The sequence below is a fragment of the Microbacterium sp. A93 genome (assembly GCF_051842835.1).
Map to the genome: position 1 here is coordinate 179,685 of NZ_JBPXMT010000007.1, position 17,309 is coordinate 196,993.

Sequence of the window (17,309 nt, forward strand, 5' to 3'; positions counted from 1 at the left end):
GGCCCCCATCATGCGTCGCGCTCAGCGTGCTTCGAGTGCGTCCGCGAAGTCGTTCAAGAACTCGGTGTACGTCTGGATGCCTTCGTTCGTGTACGTATCGGCGGGCATGTAGACGATGTTGCCCTCGGAGACAGCGGTGACCTTGGCCAGTGCCTCCGAGTTCTCGAGAATGTCGGCGGCAGGTGCGTAGTTGGGGTCATCGGCGCCGACGGCAGCGTCACGGTCCATCACCAGGATCCAATCGGGGTTGGAGTCGGCGATCGCCTCCACGGCGATATCGTCGCCCTGATGGTCATCGGTGGCATCGGTGACTTCGAGCGCAGGAGTCAGCGCGGCGAAGTCGAACACCGGGCCGAGGGTGCGTCCGACGGTGGGCGCGATGTAGCCGATTGCTCCTCCGGATGTGGTCACTGCCATGACGGTCTCGCTGTCGTCGTATGCGGCCTTGACCCGGTCGATCGCGGCATCGAGGGCGTCGTTGAGCTCAGTGGCTTCGGTCTGCTTGCCGAAGACCTCGCCGAGCACGGTGGTCTGACGCTTGAGTTCCTCGTCGAAAGGCTCACCCTCTCGAGGGTCAAGTTCGAGCACGGCCGCGTCCGGAGCAAGCGAGACGAAATCTTCGTGGAACTCGGCGAAGCGCTGGCCGTTGATGATGAGATCGGGCTCGACGGCGACGACCGCCTCGAGGTTCGGCTCACGGTGGCTACCCAGGTCGATGATCGAGGCATCCTCGGTGTACGAGATCGTGTTGGGCATCAGCGAAACGGCTGCGGCGGTCAGCTCGACGCCCCACGATTCGAGAGTCTCGAAGGTGCGGTTGTCCGTCGCGACGACGGAGGTCAGCGGAAGGTCGAGTGTGTGGGTGCCGTTGTTGTCTTCGACAGTGACCGAAACGGGCTCGTCTGACGACGTCGGCTTCTCAGGTTCCGCAGCCGGTGTCGATGCGCAGCCGGCGAGCGCGAGCGCAGAAATGAGGACGAAGGATGCTGCGGCGAGTGGACGTCGCGAAGACATAGGGCTCCTTTGAAGGGATGCGGGGAAGGCGGTAGAGCTAGGTAAGGCTTACCTCAGCTCGCTGTTATGTAGGCTAGCCTAACTTCATGACCGATCTGAAATCCGGCTTCTCGCTGGTGCGCCATCCGCTCGATCTCCAGTTCCGCACCGTGACGCTCACTGCACGCGAAATTCTCGCCGCGAACTACGTGCGCGTACGGCTCGAGGGCGATGACCTCCTGGGCTTCGATTCCCTCGGCAGTGACGACCACATGCGGTTGTTCTTCCCGGAGGAGACGCCGGAAACCGTGGAGGAGATGCGGGCCGCACCCAGCCGCGAGTACACGCCGCTGGTGTGGGGCGACAACTGGCTTGAGGTCGAGTTCGCCGTGCATGGCGACGAGGGCGTTGCTGCTGTCTGGGCAGCAGGCGCCCCGATCGGCGCGAAGATCGGCGTCGGTGGACCGCGAGGGTCTGCAGTGATCACCGGAACGCCCGGCTCATGGCTCCTGGTGGGCGACGAGACGGCAATCCCCGCGATCCGCCGATTCGCAGCGTTGATCGGCGACCAACCGGCACGCATCGTCATCGAAGTGCAGGGTGGCGACGGAGAGCTCGACATCGAGGCACCCGTCGACGTCGAATGGTTGCACCGCGGCGATGCCCTGGCGGGCTCCGCGCTGATCACTTTCCTGGAAGCGCTCACCGAAGCGGATGCCGTGGGCGCTGACCCGTTCGTGTTCATCGCGGCCGAGCAGGCCATCGTCAAGCCCGGCCGTGCACTGCTGAAGCGCTGGAGCGTCGACACCGCACAGGCGATAGTGAAGGGTTATTGGAAGCGCGACGAGGCCGAGTACCACGCCCCGCACTGATCCGCGCCGCTACCAGGGTTGGGGCATCCCACCGGTGGGCGATCGTGCAGATGATCCCCTTCTGACCGAAGCCCTGCGGCAACTTCGCGCCTACTTCGACGGCCGGCTGACGACGTTCGACATCCCTTTCAATCTCGGTCTGCAGACCGACACGACCCGCGCGGTCCTGACCGCTCTGGCAGAGACCGTCGAGCATGGGCAGTCGATCACCTACGGTGAGCTCGCGGCCCGGAGTGGCACCAGCATCCCCGCCCGTGGCGTCGGCGCCGTGATGGGAGCGAATCCGATCCCGATCATCGTCCCCTGCCATCGCGTCGTCGCCAGCGACGGACTGGGCGGATACTCGGGCGGCGACAGTGAACAGGGACTCGTGACGAAGCGCCGGCTGCTGGAGTTCGAAGGTGCCCTTCCGACCGCGTTGTTCTGAGCGAGACTGTACCCATGGCGACCTTCGATCACCTCGGCATCACCGTTGACGACGTCCCGCGCGCATCCGCGCAGTTCAATCCGGTGTTGGAAGCGCTCGGCTACACCCGCGCTCATGACGCGGAGGATCTGGCGTACTGGCAAAAGGAGGGCGAGCCCGAGCTTCTGTTATACCCGGCACGCGAGGAAGGAACCGGACCTCACCGGCACGGTCGCGTCGGCTGGCAGCACCTTGCCTACGCCGTCGATTCGCGGGCGGAGGTCGACCAGCTCCACGACATTGCGGTCGCCGCAGGGTGGGCCGAAGTGCGCAGGCCGAAGGAGTATCCGCGCTTCACAGACGGGTACTACGCCGCTTTCGTCGAGGACGCGAACGGCATCCGACTGGAGTTCATGCACAATCCGAAGGGCTGGGATTGACTACTGGGCGATCGCCTCTACCTCGTCGACCGCACGATCAGTGAACGCCTGCTTCGGCACGAACACCAGCAGCACCGCTGCCACAAGCGCTGTCACGCCGCAGACGATCCACACCGTCATGTAGCCCTCCAGCGACCCGGCCGTTCCTTCGGTCGCACCGGCCGTCGTGGCAACGCCGTGCATCAGCGCGATACCGAACACGCACGAGGCGATCGCCCCGCCGAGCGTCTTCACCGAGTTGGTGAGTCCGGTCGCGACGCCGGTCTGTGTCTCGGGAGCAGCGGATGCCGCGGCCGCCGGGAGAGCCGCGACGAGCGCCCCGGAACCGATGCCGACGATCACCATGTTCATGATCACCTGCGCGTAGGTGTCATGGAAAGGCAAGAACAGCAGGAACCCGACGCCCACCAGCAGCGCCGCCCCGATGAGGGTGCGCCTCGGCGTGATCAGGCGGGCGATCCGCGAGTAAAGCAGGGCACCGGTGATCATGCCGATGAGATAGATGCCGATGATCAGCGAGGTCGCGAACCCGGTCGTTCCCAGACCGTACCCGTAGACATCCGGATCGGTGCGCGCGAAGGTCGACAGCGGCGCTTGAGCCCCGAGCACGCTCACCCCGAACAGACCGGCCGTGAGGAAGACCGGGCCGAGCGCGGGAGATCGGAACATGCGCACGTCGATCAGCGGGTCGTCGTGACGCAGCTCCCACAGCACGAACGGCACGATGAGCAGGATTCCGAGAACGACGACGGCCCACGACCACGGATTGACCAGGCCGCCCTCCAAGCGCAGCAGGCTGAGCCCGCCGGTGAAGCAGATGAGAGCGATCGAGATGAGCACGAGACCGACCGTGTCGAGCACGCCGCCGTTGGATTCCGGCGACTCCTTCACACCGAACAGGATGACGAAGAAGCACACCACGACGAGCAGCGCCGGAATCAGCAGCACGATCGTGAGCGGCAGCACGTCGATGAGTGCGCCGCCGACGAGTGCGCCCGCAATGGCGCCGGTCTCGAGCGCTGCGACGAGCATTCCCGCAGCGCGAGCGGTGATGATCGAGCGACCTTGGATCCGCCGCGATCGCGACCAGATCAGCGCGATCTCCAACGGTAACCAGACGACGTAGAAGCCCATCAACGTCCACGCAACGAGGAACACCCAGAACGAGTCCGTGAACGGCAGCGCCAGCGCGGCCGCGGCCGTGAGGGCGGTGGAGATCAGCAGCATCCGCTTGTGGCCGACCATATCGCCGAGCTTGGCGAACGCAGGCACGACGAGGGCCGAAAGCATGAGTTGCGTGCCCTCGAACCAGTTCACATCCGCATCATGGATCTGCAAGTGACGGGCGATGTCAGAAAGCATCGGCGTGTAATACCCCTGCAGCACTCCGCTGGTGAACTCGACGAATGCAAGGAATCCGACGATCGAGGCGACAGCGCCCAGGCTGGCAGTACGTGACATCTTCGTCCTCAGTTCAGGTGTTCGAGCAACGCTCGGTGGAAGATCTCGCCGCGTTCCAGCGTGGAAATTTCGACACTCTCATCGACACCATGGATCGAGGCCCGCTGGGCGTTCGACATCTCCAGCGGCGCGAAGCGGTAGACGGCCGGCGAGTACCGGTGGAAGTGGCGTGAGTCGGTTGCCGCCATCATCACGTAGGGCACCGGTCGGACGCCGGGGAATGCCTGTTCCAGTGCCTCGCCGAGCAGAGCGAACTGCGCGTTGTCGGTGGGAGATTCCGGTGACGGCGCACTGCCCTCGAGCACATCGATGGAGACGAGCGGGTCGTTGATTCGCCTGCGCACGCGGACGACGGCATCCTCGACCGTCTCGCCGAGCGCGATACGCAGGTTGATGGTGGCGGATGCCTGTGAGGGGATGACGTTGGCCGCTGTCCCTCCGGACTGCATGGTCGCAGCGACTGTGGTGCGCACCATCGCGGCGGGTTCTCCGCCGAGCGCCGCGAACACGCGCGCAGTCAGGAAGGGCACGCTGGCCAGCACCTTCAGCAGCAGCCGCGATGGTCCGGATGCCTGTTCGGAGAACTGCGACAGCATCCGCGAGATCGCCTTCGGTGTGCGAGGACGGAACGTTCCTGGATCGAGCCGGTTCACCGCACGGGCGATACGACGCACGGCAGTGAGCGTCGGCGGCGCTGAGGCGTGTCCGCCGTCACCGCGGGTGCTGAGCTTCAGCGTGAGCACGCCCTTCTCCCCGACACCGATCATCGCGGCACGGCCCTGTACGAACGCCAGCGGCGCATCCACCACGGCACCGCCCTCGTCGAGCACGAGCCACGGCACGATCCCCCGTTCCTTCAGAACTCGGGCGATCTCCACGGCGGCCGCACCGAAAGTCTCCTCGTTCCCGCCGAAGGAGAGGTACACGTCTCGTGCGGGGACGAAACCCGTGGCGAGCAGATTCTCGACGGCTTCGAGCATCACGATGAGCGGACCCTTGTCATCGAGCGCACCGCGCCCGTAGACGTGGCCGTCGGCGATGGTGCCAGAGAACGGTGGGTGCGTCCATGGGTCGCTCTCGTCGACAGGGACGACGTCATAGTGCGCCATCAGCACGAGCGGGCCGTCGGATGCGGCAGCTCGACCATTCCAGTGGAACAACAGTCCGAACTCAGTGTGACGCTCGAGTGGGAGGTGCGCGTGGACGAGCGGATACAGTTCTGCGATCAGCACGACGAAATCTTCGAAAGGCTCGATCCCGCGCTCTTCGAGCTCAGCGGACACCGTCGGCAGCTGAATCATCCGAGAGAGCCGGTCAGCGATGCCCGGCCGCGCTGTCACTGCAGTCATCGGGCCAGACTATCCGGTGAGTCGGCATCCTTCCGGTCGCAGTTTCTGTCGCTACGACGGACGCCGGACGACAGAAACTGCGACCGGAACGTCAGGACGCGTGCCAGAGCGTGAGTTTGTCTGGGTTGCGCATCAGATAGATCTCGGCGACGCGATCGGCCCTCACCGCGAGGGAGATGATCGTGTCGACCCTGCCATCGATGCTCGCGAGGAACGCCACACCATCCGGCATCAGTGTCGGAGCGAGCACCATGCCCGGGTTGAGGTGCGGCAGTCCGAGAAGAAATCGTGCCACCCGGTCGGCGCCGAACACGGGTCGGCGGGCCGCGGAAACTTTGCCCCCGCCGTCCGAGCGCAGCACCACGTCGGGGTCGAGCAGCGCGATCAGCGCCGAGAGCTCTCCAGTCGCAGCTGCCGCCGCGAAGGCCCGTGCGACCGCATCGTGCTGCTCACGAGACGCCGCCCCGACTCGGCGCTCCTGCACACGCCGACGGGCCCGTGAGGCGAGCTGCCGCGCGGAATCCGGCGTTCGGCCCACGGTTGCTGCGATTTCGGCGAACGGCATCCCGAACACGTCGTGGAGCACGAATGCGACGCGCTCGGCTGGGGTGAGTGATTCAAGAACGACGAGCAACGCCATGCTGACGGAGTCGTCGAGTGTCACGGCATCCAAAGGATCAACCGACCGCACAGACACAACGGACGATGACCAGGGAACCGGCTCGGGCAGCCACTCGCCGACGTAGCGCTCCCTCCTGGCGCGCGCGGATCCAAGCATGTCGAGACAGATGCGGCCTGCGACACGGGTGAGCCACGCCGCGGGGTTCACGATCACCGCACGTTCGGCAGCCGACATCCGGTACCAACGCACATATGTCTCCTGCACGGCGTCCTCGGCGTCGGCGACTGTTCCAAGCAGCCGGTAAGAGAGCGCGAGCAGGCCACGCCGTTCGTCTTCGAGCGCGTCGATTCCATCCATCACGTCACATCCTCCTCCACCTTCGACGATGCGGCGAGCCGAAATGTGAGGCGGAATCCTCACATTTCCCTGCGCTGCATCGTCGAAGAGGTATGAACATGATCATGCGCCGCATACTGCTGTGGGCGACCGCGGTCGTCGGAGGCTTCGTCGGACTGTGGGCAGCCGTCTGGCCGTCGAGCTTCTACGAGTCGTTCCCTGGCCTCGGCAGAGTCTGGATCGCGGTCGACGGACCCTTCAATGAGCACCTCATCCGCGACGTCGGCGCGCTGTATCTGGCGTTGGCTGCGGCCAGCATCGCAGCGGCGTTCACGCGTGGCCCCGAATCGGGTCGAGTCGTCGGCGTCGCGTGGACCGTTTTCGGGATCCCTCACCTGATCTACCACGCCGCCCAGTTCGGCGGGATGCCGATCATCGACGTGATCGGGAACATCATCGGCCTCGGCGGCAGTGTTCTGCTCGGACTTCTGCTCATGCTTCCTGGACCCCGTAGCCGCAGCCCCAGATCAGGGTCCATCATCGAAACGAAGGAGGACATCGCATGAAGATCGCAGTGGCTGGAGGAACAGGAGTCGTCGGCCGGCGAGCCGTCGATGCTGTGCAGGCCGCAGGCAATGAGGCAGTCGTGCTGAGCCGATCTCAGGGTGTGGATCTCATCACCGGCAAGGGGCTGGATGCCGCGCTCGCAGGCGTCGACGCCGTCATCGACACCGCCAACGTGTCGACACTGAAGGCGGATGCCGCGATCAAGTTCTTCACGACGGCATCCGGAAAGCTGGTGCGCGCGGCTGCGGATGCCGGAGCCCGCCATGTCGTGCTGCTGTCGATCGTGGGCATCGATCGGATGCCGCACGACTACTACGCCGGCAAGGTCGCCCAGGAGAAGGTGTACGAAGGCTCTCCCGTGCCGTGGACGATCCTGCGTGCAACGCAGTTCCATGAGTTCGCCGCGCAGCTGTTCGCCCGGGGGAAAGTGGGGCCGCTCCACCTCGCCCCGCGCGCCCGTGTACAGCCGATCGCTGCCCGCGAGGTGGGCGCGCATCTTGCCGACCTCGCCGCAGGAGATCCTCAGGAGCGCACGAGAGATCTTGCCGGTCCCCGCGAGGAGGCCCTCGACGCGATGATCAAGGCCTATGCGCGCGCCGAAGGACACCGCGCGTGGATCTCCTCCATCAATCTGCCGACGGCGCAGATGAAGGGGATGCGCGCCGGCTACGCGCTGCCCGGACCGGGCGCCGCGCTCGGCCGTCAGACATTCGCAGAGTGGCTCACCGCGCACTGACTCTTACTGCACATTTGTCTGTTCAACAGAGTTATCCACCGATTCCGCGTTGTCGGCGATCCACTTGGCAGGATGGGTCGTGTCGATGACAATGAAAGGGTGGACGCGTTGAACGATGCACAGATATGGACGATGATCGGGGCCTTCATAGCCCTGATGTTCGGCATGCTCACTGTGGTGTCGACGCTGTTCATCCGCGTGGTCCGCACCGAGATCGGCGGCCTGCGCGCAGAGATGAATGCGCGCTTCGACGCCGTGAACACTCGTCTCGACGCAATGAACGGCCGAATGGACGGACTCGACCGTGACGTGCAGGCGCTGGTGAAGCGCACCTTCGGTCTCGACCGCGAGTGATCCTCCTCCGCGGCTGAGCCCGGAAGCGGCGGGAGCGTGCGGGAGGCAGGAGGACAATGGAAGTGTGAGTCTGTTCGCCTTCGCCCCATCCCATGGTCCTCGTTGGCAACTGGGATTGCAGGCGGCGATCGGGCTCACCGTACCGATCGTCGTGCTGACGCTGCTGGGTATGCCGACGCTGGGTTATGTCGCGGCATCCGGCGCGTTCACCGTCCTGTTCGCCGGCGCGGCCCCCGTGGTCGAGCGCGCCAAAGTGCTGCCGCTGGTCGGCATCGGCCTCACCCTGAGCGCTATGGCCGGCGCATACGCTGCCGCGGAGCCGTGGCTGGTCAGCATCGGCATCGTGGCCATCGCGCTGATCAGCTCGGGACTCGCGTTCGGATTCCGACTCGGCCCGCCAGGCCCATTGTTCTTCGTGCTGATGTTCGGGCTGTCGGCCCAGGTCATCGCCCATTCCCCGGTCACGCCGCTCGAGTACACCGCGGCCGTTGCTGGCGGTTGCCTGTTCGCGTATCTGGTCGCCGTGTCTCCACTGCTCGTCCCCCGCGTACGCGCCAGACGCGCGCGCCCTCTGCGCGAGTTGCTGCCCGGCCCGGCGCTCGACACCGATGCGAAGATGCTGCTTCTGCGCGTAGCCATCGTGTCCGTGCTCGGTGTACTAATCGGTTCCTTCGTTGATCCTGCTCGCAGCTACTGGATCGTCGGAGCCGCCATCGCCGTGATCGGATCAGCCGCCGCGCGCAAGGCGGCCTTCCAGCGCGGCATGCACCGGATGCTGGGCACGGTGCTCGGCGTCGGCGTCTATGCGTTGCTGGTGCTGCTGCATCCTTCCGGGCTATGGATCGCGCTGCTGCTCGGCATCATGCAGTTCTCGGTCGAACTCGTCGTGGTTCGCCATTACGCACTCGCACTCATGATCATCACTCCGCTCGTGCTGCTGCTGACGGGAGCCGCCACGGGCCAGATCGGATCGATGGATGTCGCCCTTGAGCGCATCATCGACACGATCATCGGTGCGACGCTCGGCGCGGTGTCCGGTATCTTGCACTCGAAGCCGCTGCCGAAAAATCCGCCTTCCGACGTCAGCCAGTGATCAGCTTGCGCAGCATGCGCTCGAGCTCCCGGCGCTCCGCGGCGCTGAGCGGTGCGAGCAGCGACTCCTCCAGGGCGAGGTGCGTCGGGTAGATCTCATCGATCAGCGCTCGCCCTTCGTCCGCGAGCCCGACGACACGGCCCCGACCATCTTCGGCATGCGGATGCCGCGTAACCAGACCGGCCGCAGCCAGACGGTCGACACGCTTCGAGGTCGCACCGGCGGTCACCATCGTGTGCGCGGCGAGCTCTCCCTGCGGCAACGTGAAGGGATCTCCTGTGCGACGCAGCGCACAGAGCACGTCGAATTCCCCCTCGCCGAGGTCGTAGCGACGGTAGTTCTCGATCAGCGCCTCGGTGAAGTCATCCGATACTCGCCGCATCCGCCCGATGACGGCCATAGGGCTCGGGTCGAGCTCCGGGCGCTCCCGACGCCACTGCTCCACGAACGTCGCTACGCGATCAATCTCTGACATAGGCACCATCTTACTTTCCATGGAACGTATGCTCGTTTCCATGGAAAACAATTCTCGGCATCAACACAGTGTCTGGCGCACACTGCGCTGGCCGCTGATCGCCGCGATCGGACCGATCGTGTTCGGCTCAACCTACTGGGTCACGCACGAGTTCCTGCCGGCCGATTCGCCACTGTGGGGCTCGGCCATCCGCGCACTGCCGGCCGGACTCGTCTTGCTGCTCGTTGTGAGGAGGCTGCCCCACGGTGCCTGGTGGTGGCGTTCGATCGTGCTCGGCACCCTGAATATGGGATTGTTCTTCTGCCTCGTCTACGTGGCAGCCCAGCTGCTGCCCTCCAGCGTCGCGGCATCCATCACCTCCGTCGCGCCGCTCATGATCGCGGGCTTCGCCTGGCTGATCCTGCACGAGCGCCCCACCGCGCGCGTACTGCTGGGCGCGGGCGTCGGCGCTGCGGGCGTGCTGCTCATCGTCGGCACCGCGACCGGGCGATTAGATGCCTGGGGCATCGCGGCATCGTTCGCATCGATGGCGATGTCGGCGCTCGGCGCGATCCTCATGAAACGGTGGAACGACGGCACGCCGGTGCTCACCGTCACCGCATGGCAGCTGATCGTCGGCGGCATCGAACTGACCGTCGCCGCCTCACTGTTCGAGGGCGCCCCGCCCGCCGTCTCACCATCCGAGCTCATCGCATTCGGCTACGTCAGCCTGATCGCCACCGCTCTTGGCTTCTTCTGCTGGTTCAGCGGCTTCCGTCACCTGCCCGCCGGAGTCGTCGGCGTGATCGGGCTACTTAACCCCGTGACGGGCGTCGCACTCGGCGTCGCAATAAGCGGCGAGACGCTCAGCGCGTTGCAACTGCTGGGTATCGCTCTCGTGCTCGGCAGCATCGTGCTGGCCAACGTCCGGCGCAGACAGCACTCAGCGCATGCCGAGCTGGGACTCCATCACGACAGCGGCAGCACCGAGCAGAACCAGATCGGGATCGTTTGCGCCGACTTCGATCTTCAAGCCCTCGATGATCGCAGGGCGCAGCCGTGAGTGGATGCCGCTGACAACACCATCCGCGAACGGACCCTCGACAAGCGATGCAGGACCCACCACCACGATCACATTGATGTTCAGCATGATCACGATGGGAGCGAGCACCTCGCCGAGAATCCGCCCGGACGGTTCGAGAATCCCTTCGCCTTCTGCCTCGAGTCGGCGCGCCAGGTGCTGAGTGCCAACGATCATGTCGAGGCATCCGCGTCGTCCACACGGGCACATCTCACTGTCGGCGACGACGGTGAGATGCGCGATCTCCCCCGCCGCGAACTGCTCGCCGAGCACGGGCTTGCCACCCTCGAGTACCGCGGCACCCACACCGTTGTCGAGCGCGACGACGATCGCGTCGCGTCCTGAGCGATTGCGGAAGCGGCTGAGACCGAGCGCCAGAAGATTGACATCGTTGCCGACGACCGTGGGGATGCCGGTGCGTTCCTGCAACACGTCGGCGAGCGGCACATCGCGCCAACGCAGCCGATCGGCGACGTGAACCTGCCCGCGATCGTCCACGAGTCCGGGGGATGCCACTCCGATGCCGATGACCTGCGCCGTGGCGCGATCGAGCAGGAGGGTCGCGAGATCCACCGCGTGCTCCAGCGCGGCTTCGCCGCTGGCGTCTCCAATGCTGACGTGCACGCGGTCGACCACTGTCCCGTCCAAGTCGACCAGCGCGCCGATGAACATGTCGTCATGAGTGAGGTCGAGCACGATCGAGACGTTTCCGGCCGCGTCTATGGCCACGCGCGATGCAGGCTTTCCCACCTTCGCCTGTGCGAGAACCCCGAGGTCCTGTACCGTGCCGGCATCCACCAGAGTTGAGACGAGCCCGCCGACGGTAGGTAGCGACAGGCCACTGAGACGCGCAAGCTCGGGTCTGGTCTGCGGTCCGTTCGCGTAGAGCAGTCGGCGGATGACCGACAGATTGTGCTGTCTGGTGACCTGGATCGCCGCCCCGCCTGGGGCATGCGGCTCACGTCGCAGCGCACGCAACTCGGCCGGGGTCAGCGCCAGGATGCCGGTCGCCCCACGAGACGGCTCACCCTGTCGTGCCACGTCATCCTTCTCTCGCACGCTCACCGTACGATCGCGGACGTCAGCTCGTCGATCTCCTGCTGCCGTTCCATTTGATTCTGAACACGTCCGCTCACACCAGGACGCTCCTGCCACGGTAGCGGCCCTGACGCGCGCCGGTACTCCACGCCGCGCTCGTCCAGGCGGCGCAGGTGGGCGCCGAGTCGCTCGGCGAAATCATCGAAGTCGCCTCCTGGGCCGCTCCACAGCACCTCAGTCAAGGCACACGCGCGCGGCCACAGCATGTAGTCGCGCGCCCGGGCGTCTTCCAAATGCTCGGCCCACAGGTTCGCCTGTGCGCCGCGCAGGAACGACGCCTGCTCAGGTGTCGCCCATGCAGGCACCGGGTCGAACCCGTAGACCTCGCGGAGCCCGACGACCACACCGACCGGGATCGGCTCGCGCGGATCGTCGGATTGACGGTAGTCGAAGTACAGCTGATTGTCGGGGCAGGCGATGACCGGGATGCCGCGGCGCAGTGCCTCACCAATCCCGGCATCCCCTCGCCATCCGAGCACCGTGACATCTGAGGTGACCTCGTGCTCGAGCACCTCATCCCAGGCCAGCATCCGCCGACCCTTCTGCTGGATGTGCGTGCGCAACTGCTCGAGGAACCAGAACTGCAACTCCCGCGGACCCGTCAGACCACGTTCACGCGCCAACTGCTGCGAACGCGGGTCGACTTCCCACGGACCTGCAGGCACCTCGTCACCACCGAGACCGATGTCGACGGAGGGGAACAGTTCGAGCACCTCGTCGAGAACGGTGCGGAAGAAGTCGACCGTGGCGTTCTCGGCGTTGAGCGGGTACGCACTGACGCCCCAGCGCGGGTAGACCTCGACACCCTGCAGCGCACCACCCGGGCCGGGAACACCCAGTTCGGGATACGCCGAGATGGCGGCCTGCGAGTGCCCAGGCAGATCGATCTCGGGAACGACCTCGACACCACGGCCCGCGGCATACGCGACGATCTCGCGGATGTCATCCTGCGTATAGAAGCCACCGTGCGGACGCGTGATCTCAGGAGCGGTCGCATCATCGGCGCCGACCTGCGTGCGATCACGCCAGGAGGCAACTTCAGTCAGACGAGGGAAGGCGCGGATCTCAACCCGCCAGCCCTGATCGTCGGTGAGATGCAGGTGCAAACGGTTGAACTTGTGCATCGCGAGCAGATCGACGATGCGCAGCACCTCGCGCGCCGGCAGGAAATGCCGGGCCACGTCGATCATGACCCCACGCCATTCGAATGCCGGCTCATCTTCGATGAGACAGGCCGGGATCTCGATGGTGCGAGGCAGAGCGGATGCCGCCCGCCAGATTCCTTCGCCCATGAGTTGCAGCAACGTAGCGACCGCATGACCGAATCCGCTGGCACTTGCCGCTGCGATCGTGACGGCGAGCGGTGTCACGTCGATCGAATACGCCTCGGATGCCAGCTCGGCATCTTCCACGAAGCGGATGCCGGCACCATCGCACTCCGATTTGTCCACGCGAATGCGGGCGCCGGCCCAGAGCCGTTCAGCGAGCAGTGCGACAGCATCCGCGGCATCCGGGGCCTGCACGACCTCGATGGACTCCGTCATTGTGAACGCGCCATCGGCCGTCTCGTAGAGACGAGGACGCGGGATGAGAGTGTGCGCGCGCATCAGCCCTTCACCGCCACTCGCATGATCTCTCGCATCTGAACTCCTCTGTGAGCCACTAGGTAGACCATCGTGAGTAGACCCGGATGGTTAATTAATAATCCACACTTATTAATTAAACCGCAAGACCTTCGACGGAATTTGATTACCCGAGTCTGCGTTGGGGTGGAGTAAGGGAGGTTGCTCTGTGGAGTTGACACTGGTGACATCCGCATTCTGTGGCGCATGCTCACGAACGCGCGCGGTGCTCGCCGATGCGGTGCGGTTCCTCCCCGATGCGACGATCACCGAAATCGATGTGGCTCAGGATCCGGATGCCGCTGAGGCGCTCTACATCCGCGCCACACCCACCGTGATCGTGCGCAATGCCGCCGGCATTCAGGTATTCCGCGCCGAGGGAGTACCAACGGTGCCGCAGGTGCTGGCCGCGGCGGTGAAGGCGCTACCCGCGGGTTAGGCCGCGCCTGATCTTCTGCACATCACACGATCTTCTCGAGTTCTCCACGGATCGCGTCATCTGCGACCAACACGCCCCACCCGCGCGTCCACCGCCTTGTGTAATGAAGCGATGAAAACGCGAGCGCACGTCATGGGTGCTGTTCTCCAAGAGCATCGACACCCCGTACGCGTACCACGAGGCCTGAAACTTCAACTCAACGAACTGGAGACGGCCACACGCCTCGCGTCCGTCGGAATGAAGGTTGAGTTCCTGCCTCTCAAACACGGTGATCGAGTGAAGAACCTGGACATCCTGATGAACGGGCAGACGTGGGAGATCAAGACTCCCAGAGGATCGGGTCGGAGCACGATTTCAAATCAGTTCCGCCGGGCAAAGGAACAGGGTGCTGAACGCCTTGTTCTCGATACTTCTCGGACTGAGCTCGGTGACGCAGTCATCTACAGTGAGGCGTTGCGACGATTTGAGCACAGCACTTGGTTGACTTCCTTGATTCTCACGCTCAAGAGCGGAGCCGTGGTGTTCGTCGAGAAGGCTTGATAGAATGACTTCGAAGGCGGCAGGCAGTTCGGACGGACAGCCCAGCCGCCTTCGTCGTGCGTGGTAGCACCTGTTTCGTGGCGCGCCGGCCGAGCAGGCGGCGCGGTTCACCCAACCAGGCTCATCGTCGTCGGGTCACGGTCGACGAGCTCACCGGCCGTTCGCACGATCACCCGCCGCATCGCCGCCGCCGCACGAGTGGGATTGACGTCAGAGCGGTGAGCGAGGCCGATCGTACGGGCAAGACGTGGGTCACGCAGGCGCGCGGACCGCAGCGTCGGTCGGTCAAGCAACACCATCGCCGGCACCACCGCGACGCCGAGTCCTCGCTCGACGAACCGCAGCACTGCATCCATCTCGGCACCCTCGACAACCGGCGTCGGCGCGAGGCCGGCTGCACGGAAGGCAGCATCCGTCGTCGCCCGAAGGTCGTAGCTCTCCGCGAAGAACACGAGCGGCAGACGAGAGAGGCCGACAAGATCGATACCCTCATCGGTGGCGACAGGCGCGTGCGCTGCGGACGATACGACCACCAACTCCTCGGTCAGCAACGGCGTGCGCACCAGCGCAGATCCCGTGACCGGCAGCGCATCCGACAGCGTGATGAGCGCCATGTCAACGGCGCCGGCCGCAAGTTGCTCGATCAATACGTTCGAGCCAGCCTCGGTGAGCAGCAGCTCCACCCCTGGATGCGCGACATGGAACGCCCCCATCGCCTCGGCGACCAGACTGATGCACAGGGTCGGCGTGGCACCGAGACGCACACGCCCCCGCTGCAGACCCGCCAGCTCTGCCATCTCGGAACGGATGGCATCAGCATCCGCCAGCATGCGCCGTGCACGCGGCAGAAGCGTCTGGCCCGCGTCGGTGAGTGAAATGTTCCCGCGAGCGCGATGGAACAGTTCGGCACCCAACTCCTGCTCCAACGTCGAGATCTGGCGACTCAGCGAAGGCTGGGCAAGATGCAGATTCTCGGATGCACGAGTGAAGTGTCCAATGTCGGCGATCTCGACGAAGCCTCTCAACTGCTCCAGATTCATGTCCAAAGTCTATCGACATGATATGAACAATGCACTGGAGTTATCGGACGTGCGTTCTTAGCATGGAAGCATGAGCGCTCGTGAAAGACAGATCTCCACCACCGTCCTGGTCATCGGAACCGGAGGGTCCGGCCTCCGCGCGGCCATCGAAGTGGCTGAACGCGGTGTCGACGTGCTGGCCGTCGGCAAACGGCACCGCGACGACGCGCACACCTCGCTCGCCGCTGGTGGCATCAACGCGGCTCTCGGCACGATGGATGCCGACGACAGCTGGCAGCAGCACGCCGCCGACACGATCAAGGAGAGCTATCTCCTCGCCAATCCGCACACGGTCGAGGTCGTCACGCAGGGTGCGGAGCGCGGCATCCGTGATCTGGAGCGCTGGGGCATGGACTTCGCCCGTGAAGACGACGGCCGCATCTCGCAGCGTTTCTTCGGGGCGCACACGTTCCGCCGCACCGCATTCGCCGGCGATTACACGGGGCTGGAGATCCAGCGCACGCTGGTGCGCCGAGCCGAGCAGCTCGATGTGCCGATCCTCGATGGCGTCTACATCACGCGCATTCTCGTCAAGGACAACGTCGTGTTCGGCGCCTACGGATTCGATCAGTCCGACGGCACGCGCTTTCTGATCCATGCGGATGCTGTAATCCTCGCTGCCGGCGGACATACCCGCATCTGGCGCCGCACCTCGTCGCGTCGTGACGAGAACACCGGCGATGCGTTCCGGCTCGCCGTCGACGCGGGGGCGCGGCTGCGCGACCCCGAACTCGTACAGTTCCACCCCTCCGGCATCATCGAGCCGGAGAACGCCGCGGGCACCCTGATTTCCGAGGCCGCGCGCGGTGAAGGCGGCATCCTCCGCAATGCACTCGGTGAGCGCTTCATGTCGAAGTACGACCCGGAGCGGATGGAACTGTCCACCCGCGACCGTGTCGCGTTGGCCGCGTACACCGAGATCGCGGAGGGCCGCGGCACGGAGAACGGCGGCGTCTGGCTCGACGTGTCGCATCTGCCTCGCGAGACGATCATGACCCGCCTCCCCCGCGTCTTCCAGACGATGATGGAGCTGCAGATGCTGGATATCACCACCGACCCGATCGAGATCGCTCCGACCGCGCACTATTCGATGGGTGGCGTGTGGGTGCGTCCGGAAGACCACGGCACCGACGTCGACGGGCTCTATGCGATCGGCGAGGCATCGAGCGGATTGCACGGCGCGAACCGTCTCGGCGGGAACTCCCTGATCGAGCTGCTCGTGTACGGGCGGCTGGTCGGTCAGGCCGCGATCGCACACGCTTCGGCGCTGGATGCACAACGGCGCTCCCCCGCGGCCGTCGCGCAGGCTCGCGCCGAGATCGATGACCTGCTCGCGGCCGATGGGCCAGAGAACGTGCGGGCGCTGCAGCGCGGCATCCGCAACACGATGACAGCGCACGCGGGCGTGGTGCGTTCTGAAGAGGGGCTGTTGGCGGGCCTTGCTGAGCTCACCCGCATCGAGGCTCGGATGCAGGACGTCGGTATCCACCCCGACATCGCCGGTTTTCAGGATCTCGCGCACGCCTTCGACCTCAAGGGCTCGGCTCTGGCCGCACGGGCGACTCTGGAAGCAGCACTAGAGAGGCGCGAGACCCGCGGATGCCACAATCGCAGCGACTTCCCAGAGACGGATCCGGCGCTGCAAGTGAACCTCGTCTGGTCACCGATCACCGGCGTCACGCGTGAGCAGATCCCGCCCGTGCCCGCCGAGATCCAGGCTCTCATCCGCGATGTCTCGTCCGAGGGCAAGCTCGTGGAGTGAGTGCG

General features: G+C 65.2%; 19 protein-coding genes. 11 read left to right on the forward strand and 8 right to left on the reverse strand.

Translation table 11 applies throughout. The features are described from left to right. Nucleotides 1-21 precede the first annotated feature (21 nt). Nucleotides 22-1,014, reverse strand: a complete 993-nt coding sequence (locus tag ACSU1G_RS18435; protein ID WP_439281432.1) for a siderophore ABC transporter substrate-binding protein — start codon at nt 1,012-1,014, stop codon at nt 22-24. A gap of 86 nt (nt 1,015-1,100) precedes the next feature. On the opposite strand from ACSU1G_RS18435, the gene ACSU1G_RS18440 reads away from it, so the two are divergent. Genes ACSU1G_RS18440 through ACSU1G_RS18450 form a run of 3 tightly spaced genes read left to right on the forward strand, consistent with a single transcriptional unit; the run spans nt 1,101 to nt 2,711 of the window. Then, nucleotides 1,101-1,865 carry a siderophore-interacting protein gene (locus ACSU1G_RS18440; protein WP_439281433.1) on the forward strand — a complete coding sequence of 255 codons (765 nt, stop codon included), beginning with the start codon at nt 1,101-1,103 and terminating at the stop codon, nt 1,863-1,865. 34 nt (nt 1,866-1,899) lie between these two features. Further along, nucleotides 1,900-2,292: a methylated-DNA--[protein]-cysteine S-methyltransferase gene (locus tag ACSU1G_RS18445; protein ID WP_439281434.1), complete on the forward strand. Its 393-nt coding sequence runs from the start codon at nt 1,900-1,902 to the stop codon at nt 2,290-2,292. 14 nt (nt 2,293-2,306) lie between these two features. After that, entirely contained in the window at nt 2,307-2,711 is a 405-nt protein-coding gene (locus ACSU1G_RS18450; RefSeq protein ID WP_439281435.1) for a VOC family protein, read from the forward strand. Here the strand turns inward: ACSU1G_RS18450 and ACSU1G_RS18455 are convergent, their stop codons facing one another. The 3 genes from ACSU1G_RS18455 to sigJ all read right to left on the reverse strand — a co-directional run bounded on the left by ACSU1G_RS18455 (nt 2,712) and on the right by sigJ (nt 6,500). After that, nucleotides 2,712-4,172 carry an MFS transporter gene (locus tag ACSU1G_RS18455; protein ID WP_439281436.1) on the reverse strand — a complete coding sequence of 487 codons (1,461 nt, stop codon included), beginning with the start codon at nt 4,170-4,172 and terminating at the stop codon, nt 2,712-2,714. A gap of 8 nt (nt 4,173-4,180) precedes the next feature. Next, nucleotides 4,181-5,521, reverse strand: coding sequence for a M20/M25/M40 family metallo-hydrolase (locus tag ACSU1G_RS18460; RefSeq protein ID WP_439281437.1), 1,341 nt, complete (start codon nt 5,519-5,521; stop codon nt 4,181-4,183). Between the two features lie 91 nt (nt 5,522-5,612). Continuing rightward, nucleotides 5,613-6,500 carry an RNA polymerase sigma factor SigJ gene (gene sigJ / locus ACSU1G_RS18465; RefSeq protein ID WP_439281438.1) on the reverse strand — a complete coding sequence of 296 codons (888 nt, stop codon included), beginning with the start codon at nt 6,498-6,500 and terminating at the stop codon, nt 5,613-5,615. A gap of 98 nt (nt 6,501-6,598) precedes the next feature. Here sigJ and ACSU1G_RS18470 point away from each other — a divergent pair, with 98 nt between their 5' ends. From ACSU1G_RS18470 to ACSU1G_RS18485, 4 genes are all read left to right on the forward strand, one after another. Next, a complete protein-coding gene (locus ACSU1G_RS18470) occupies nt 6,599-7,045 on the forward strand; it encodes a hypothetical protein (RefSeq protein WP_439281439.1) in 447 nt (148 codons plus the stop codon). Then, nucleotides 7,042-7,782, forward strand: a complete 741-nt coding sequence (locus tag ACSU1G_RS18475) for an SDR family oxidoreductase (RefSeq protein WP_439281440.1) — start codon at nt 7,042-7,044, stop codon at nt 7,780-7,782. The genes ACSU1G_RS18470 and ACSU1G_RS18475 overlap by 4 nt, the downstream gene beginning before the upstream one ends. Before the next feature lie 99 nt (nt 7,783-7,881). Then, nucleotides 7,882-8,136, forward strand: coding sequence for a hypothetical protein (locus ACSU1G_RS18480; protein WP_439281441.1), 255 nt, complete (start codon nt 7,882-7,884; stop codon nt 8,134-8,136). 64 nt (nt 8,137-8,200) lie between these two features. Continuing rightward, nucleotides 8,201-9,229, forward strand: coding sequence for an FUSC family protein (locus ACSU1G_RS18485; RefSeq protein WP_439281442.1), 1,029 nt, complete (start codon nt 8,201-8,203; stop codon nt 9,227-9,229). Here ACSU1G_RS18485 and ACSU1G_RS18490 read toward each other — a convergent pair. Beyond that, entirely contained in the window at nt 9,219-9,704 is a 486-nt protein-coding gene (locus tag ACSU1G_RS18490; RefSeq protein ID WP_439281443.1) for a MarR family winged helix-turn-helix transcriptional regulator, read from the reverse strand. The two genes, ACSU1G_RS18485 and ACSU1G_RS18490, sit on opposite strands and share 11 nt — an antisense overlap. 40 nt (nt 9,705-9,744) lie before the next feature. Between ACSU1G_RS18490 and ACSU1G_RS18495 the strand changes: the two genes are divergently transcribed. After that, the gene (locus ACSU1G_RS18495; RefSeq protein WP_439281444.1) at nt 9,745-10,746 is read left to right on the forward strand and encodes a DMT family transporter; all 1,002 of its coding nucleotides are present in this window, start codon (nt 9,745-9,747) and stop codon (nt 10,744-10,746) included. Here the strand turns inward: ACSU1G_RS18495 and ACSU1G_RS18500 are convergent. Then, a complete protein-coding gene (locus tag ACSU1G_RS18500) occupies nt 10,627-11,805 on the reverse strand; it encodes an ROK family protein (protein ID WP_439281445.1) in 1,179 nt (392 codons plus the stop codon). The genes ACSU1G_RS18495 and ACSU1G_RS18500 overlap by 120 nt on opposite strands. A 20-nt stretch (nt 11,806-11,825) precedes the next feature. Then, nucleotides 11,826-13,469: a beta-N-acetylhexosaminidase gene (locus tag ACSU1G_RS18505; protein WP_439281446.1), complete on the reverse strand. Its 1,644-nt coding sequence runs from the start codon at nt 13,467-13,469 to the stop codon at nt 11,826-11,828. Nucleotides 13,470-13,653: 184 nt separating this feature from the next. Between ACSU1G_RS18505 and ACSU1G_RS18510 the strand changes: the two genes are divergently transcribed. Together ACSU1G_RS18510 and ACSU1G_RS18515 are read left to right on the forward strand one after the other, a co-directional pair. Then, nucleotides 13,654-13,923 (forward strand): glutaredoxin domain-containing protein, encoded by a 270-nt coding sequence (locus ACSU1G_RS18510; RefSeq protein WP_439281447.1) that lies wholly within the window; start codon nt 13,654-13,656, stop codon nt 13,921-13,923. Nucleotides 13,924-14,199: 276 nt separating this feature from the next. Then, nucleotides 14,200-14,463, forward strand: a complete 264-nt coding sequence (locus ACSU1G_RS18515; protein ID WP_439281448.1) for a hypothetical protein — start codon at nt 14,200-14,202, stop codon at nt 14,461-14,463. Nucleotides 14,464-14,570: 107 nt separating this feature from the next. Here ACSU1G_RS18515 and ACSU1G_RS18520 read toward each other — a convergent pair whose 3' ends face one another. Next, nucleotides 14,571-15,503, reverse strand: coding sequence for a LysR family transcriptional regulator (locus ACSU1G_RS18520; RefSeq protein ID WP_439281449.1), 933 nt, complete (start codon nt 15,501-15,503; stop codon nt 14,571-14,573). A gap of 70 nt (nt 15,504-15,573) precedes the next feature. Between ACSU1G_RS18520 and ACSU1G_RS18525 the strand changes: the two genes are divergently transcribed. Next, nucleotides 15,574-17,304, forward strand: a complete 1,731-nt coding sequence (locus ACSU1G_RS18525) for an L-aspartate oxidase (protein WP_439281450.1) — start codon at nt 15,574-15,576, stop codon at nt 17,302-17,304. Nucleotides 17,305-17,309 lie beyond the last annotated feature (5 nt).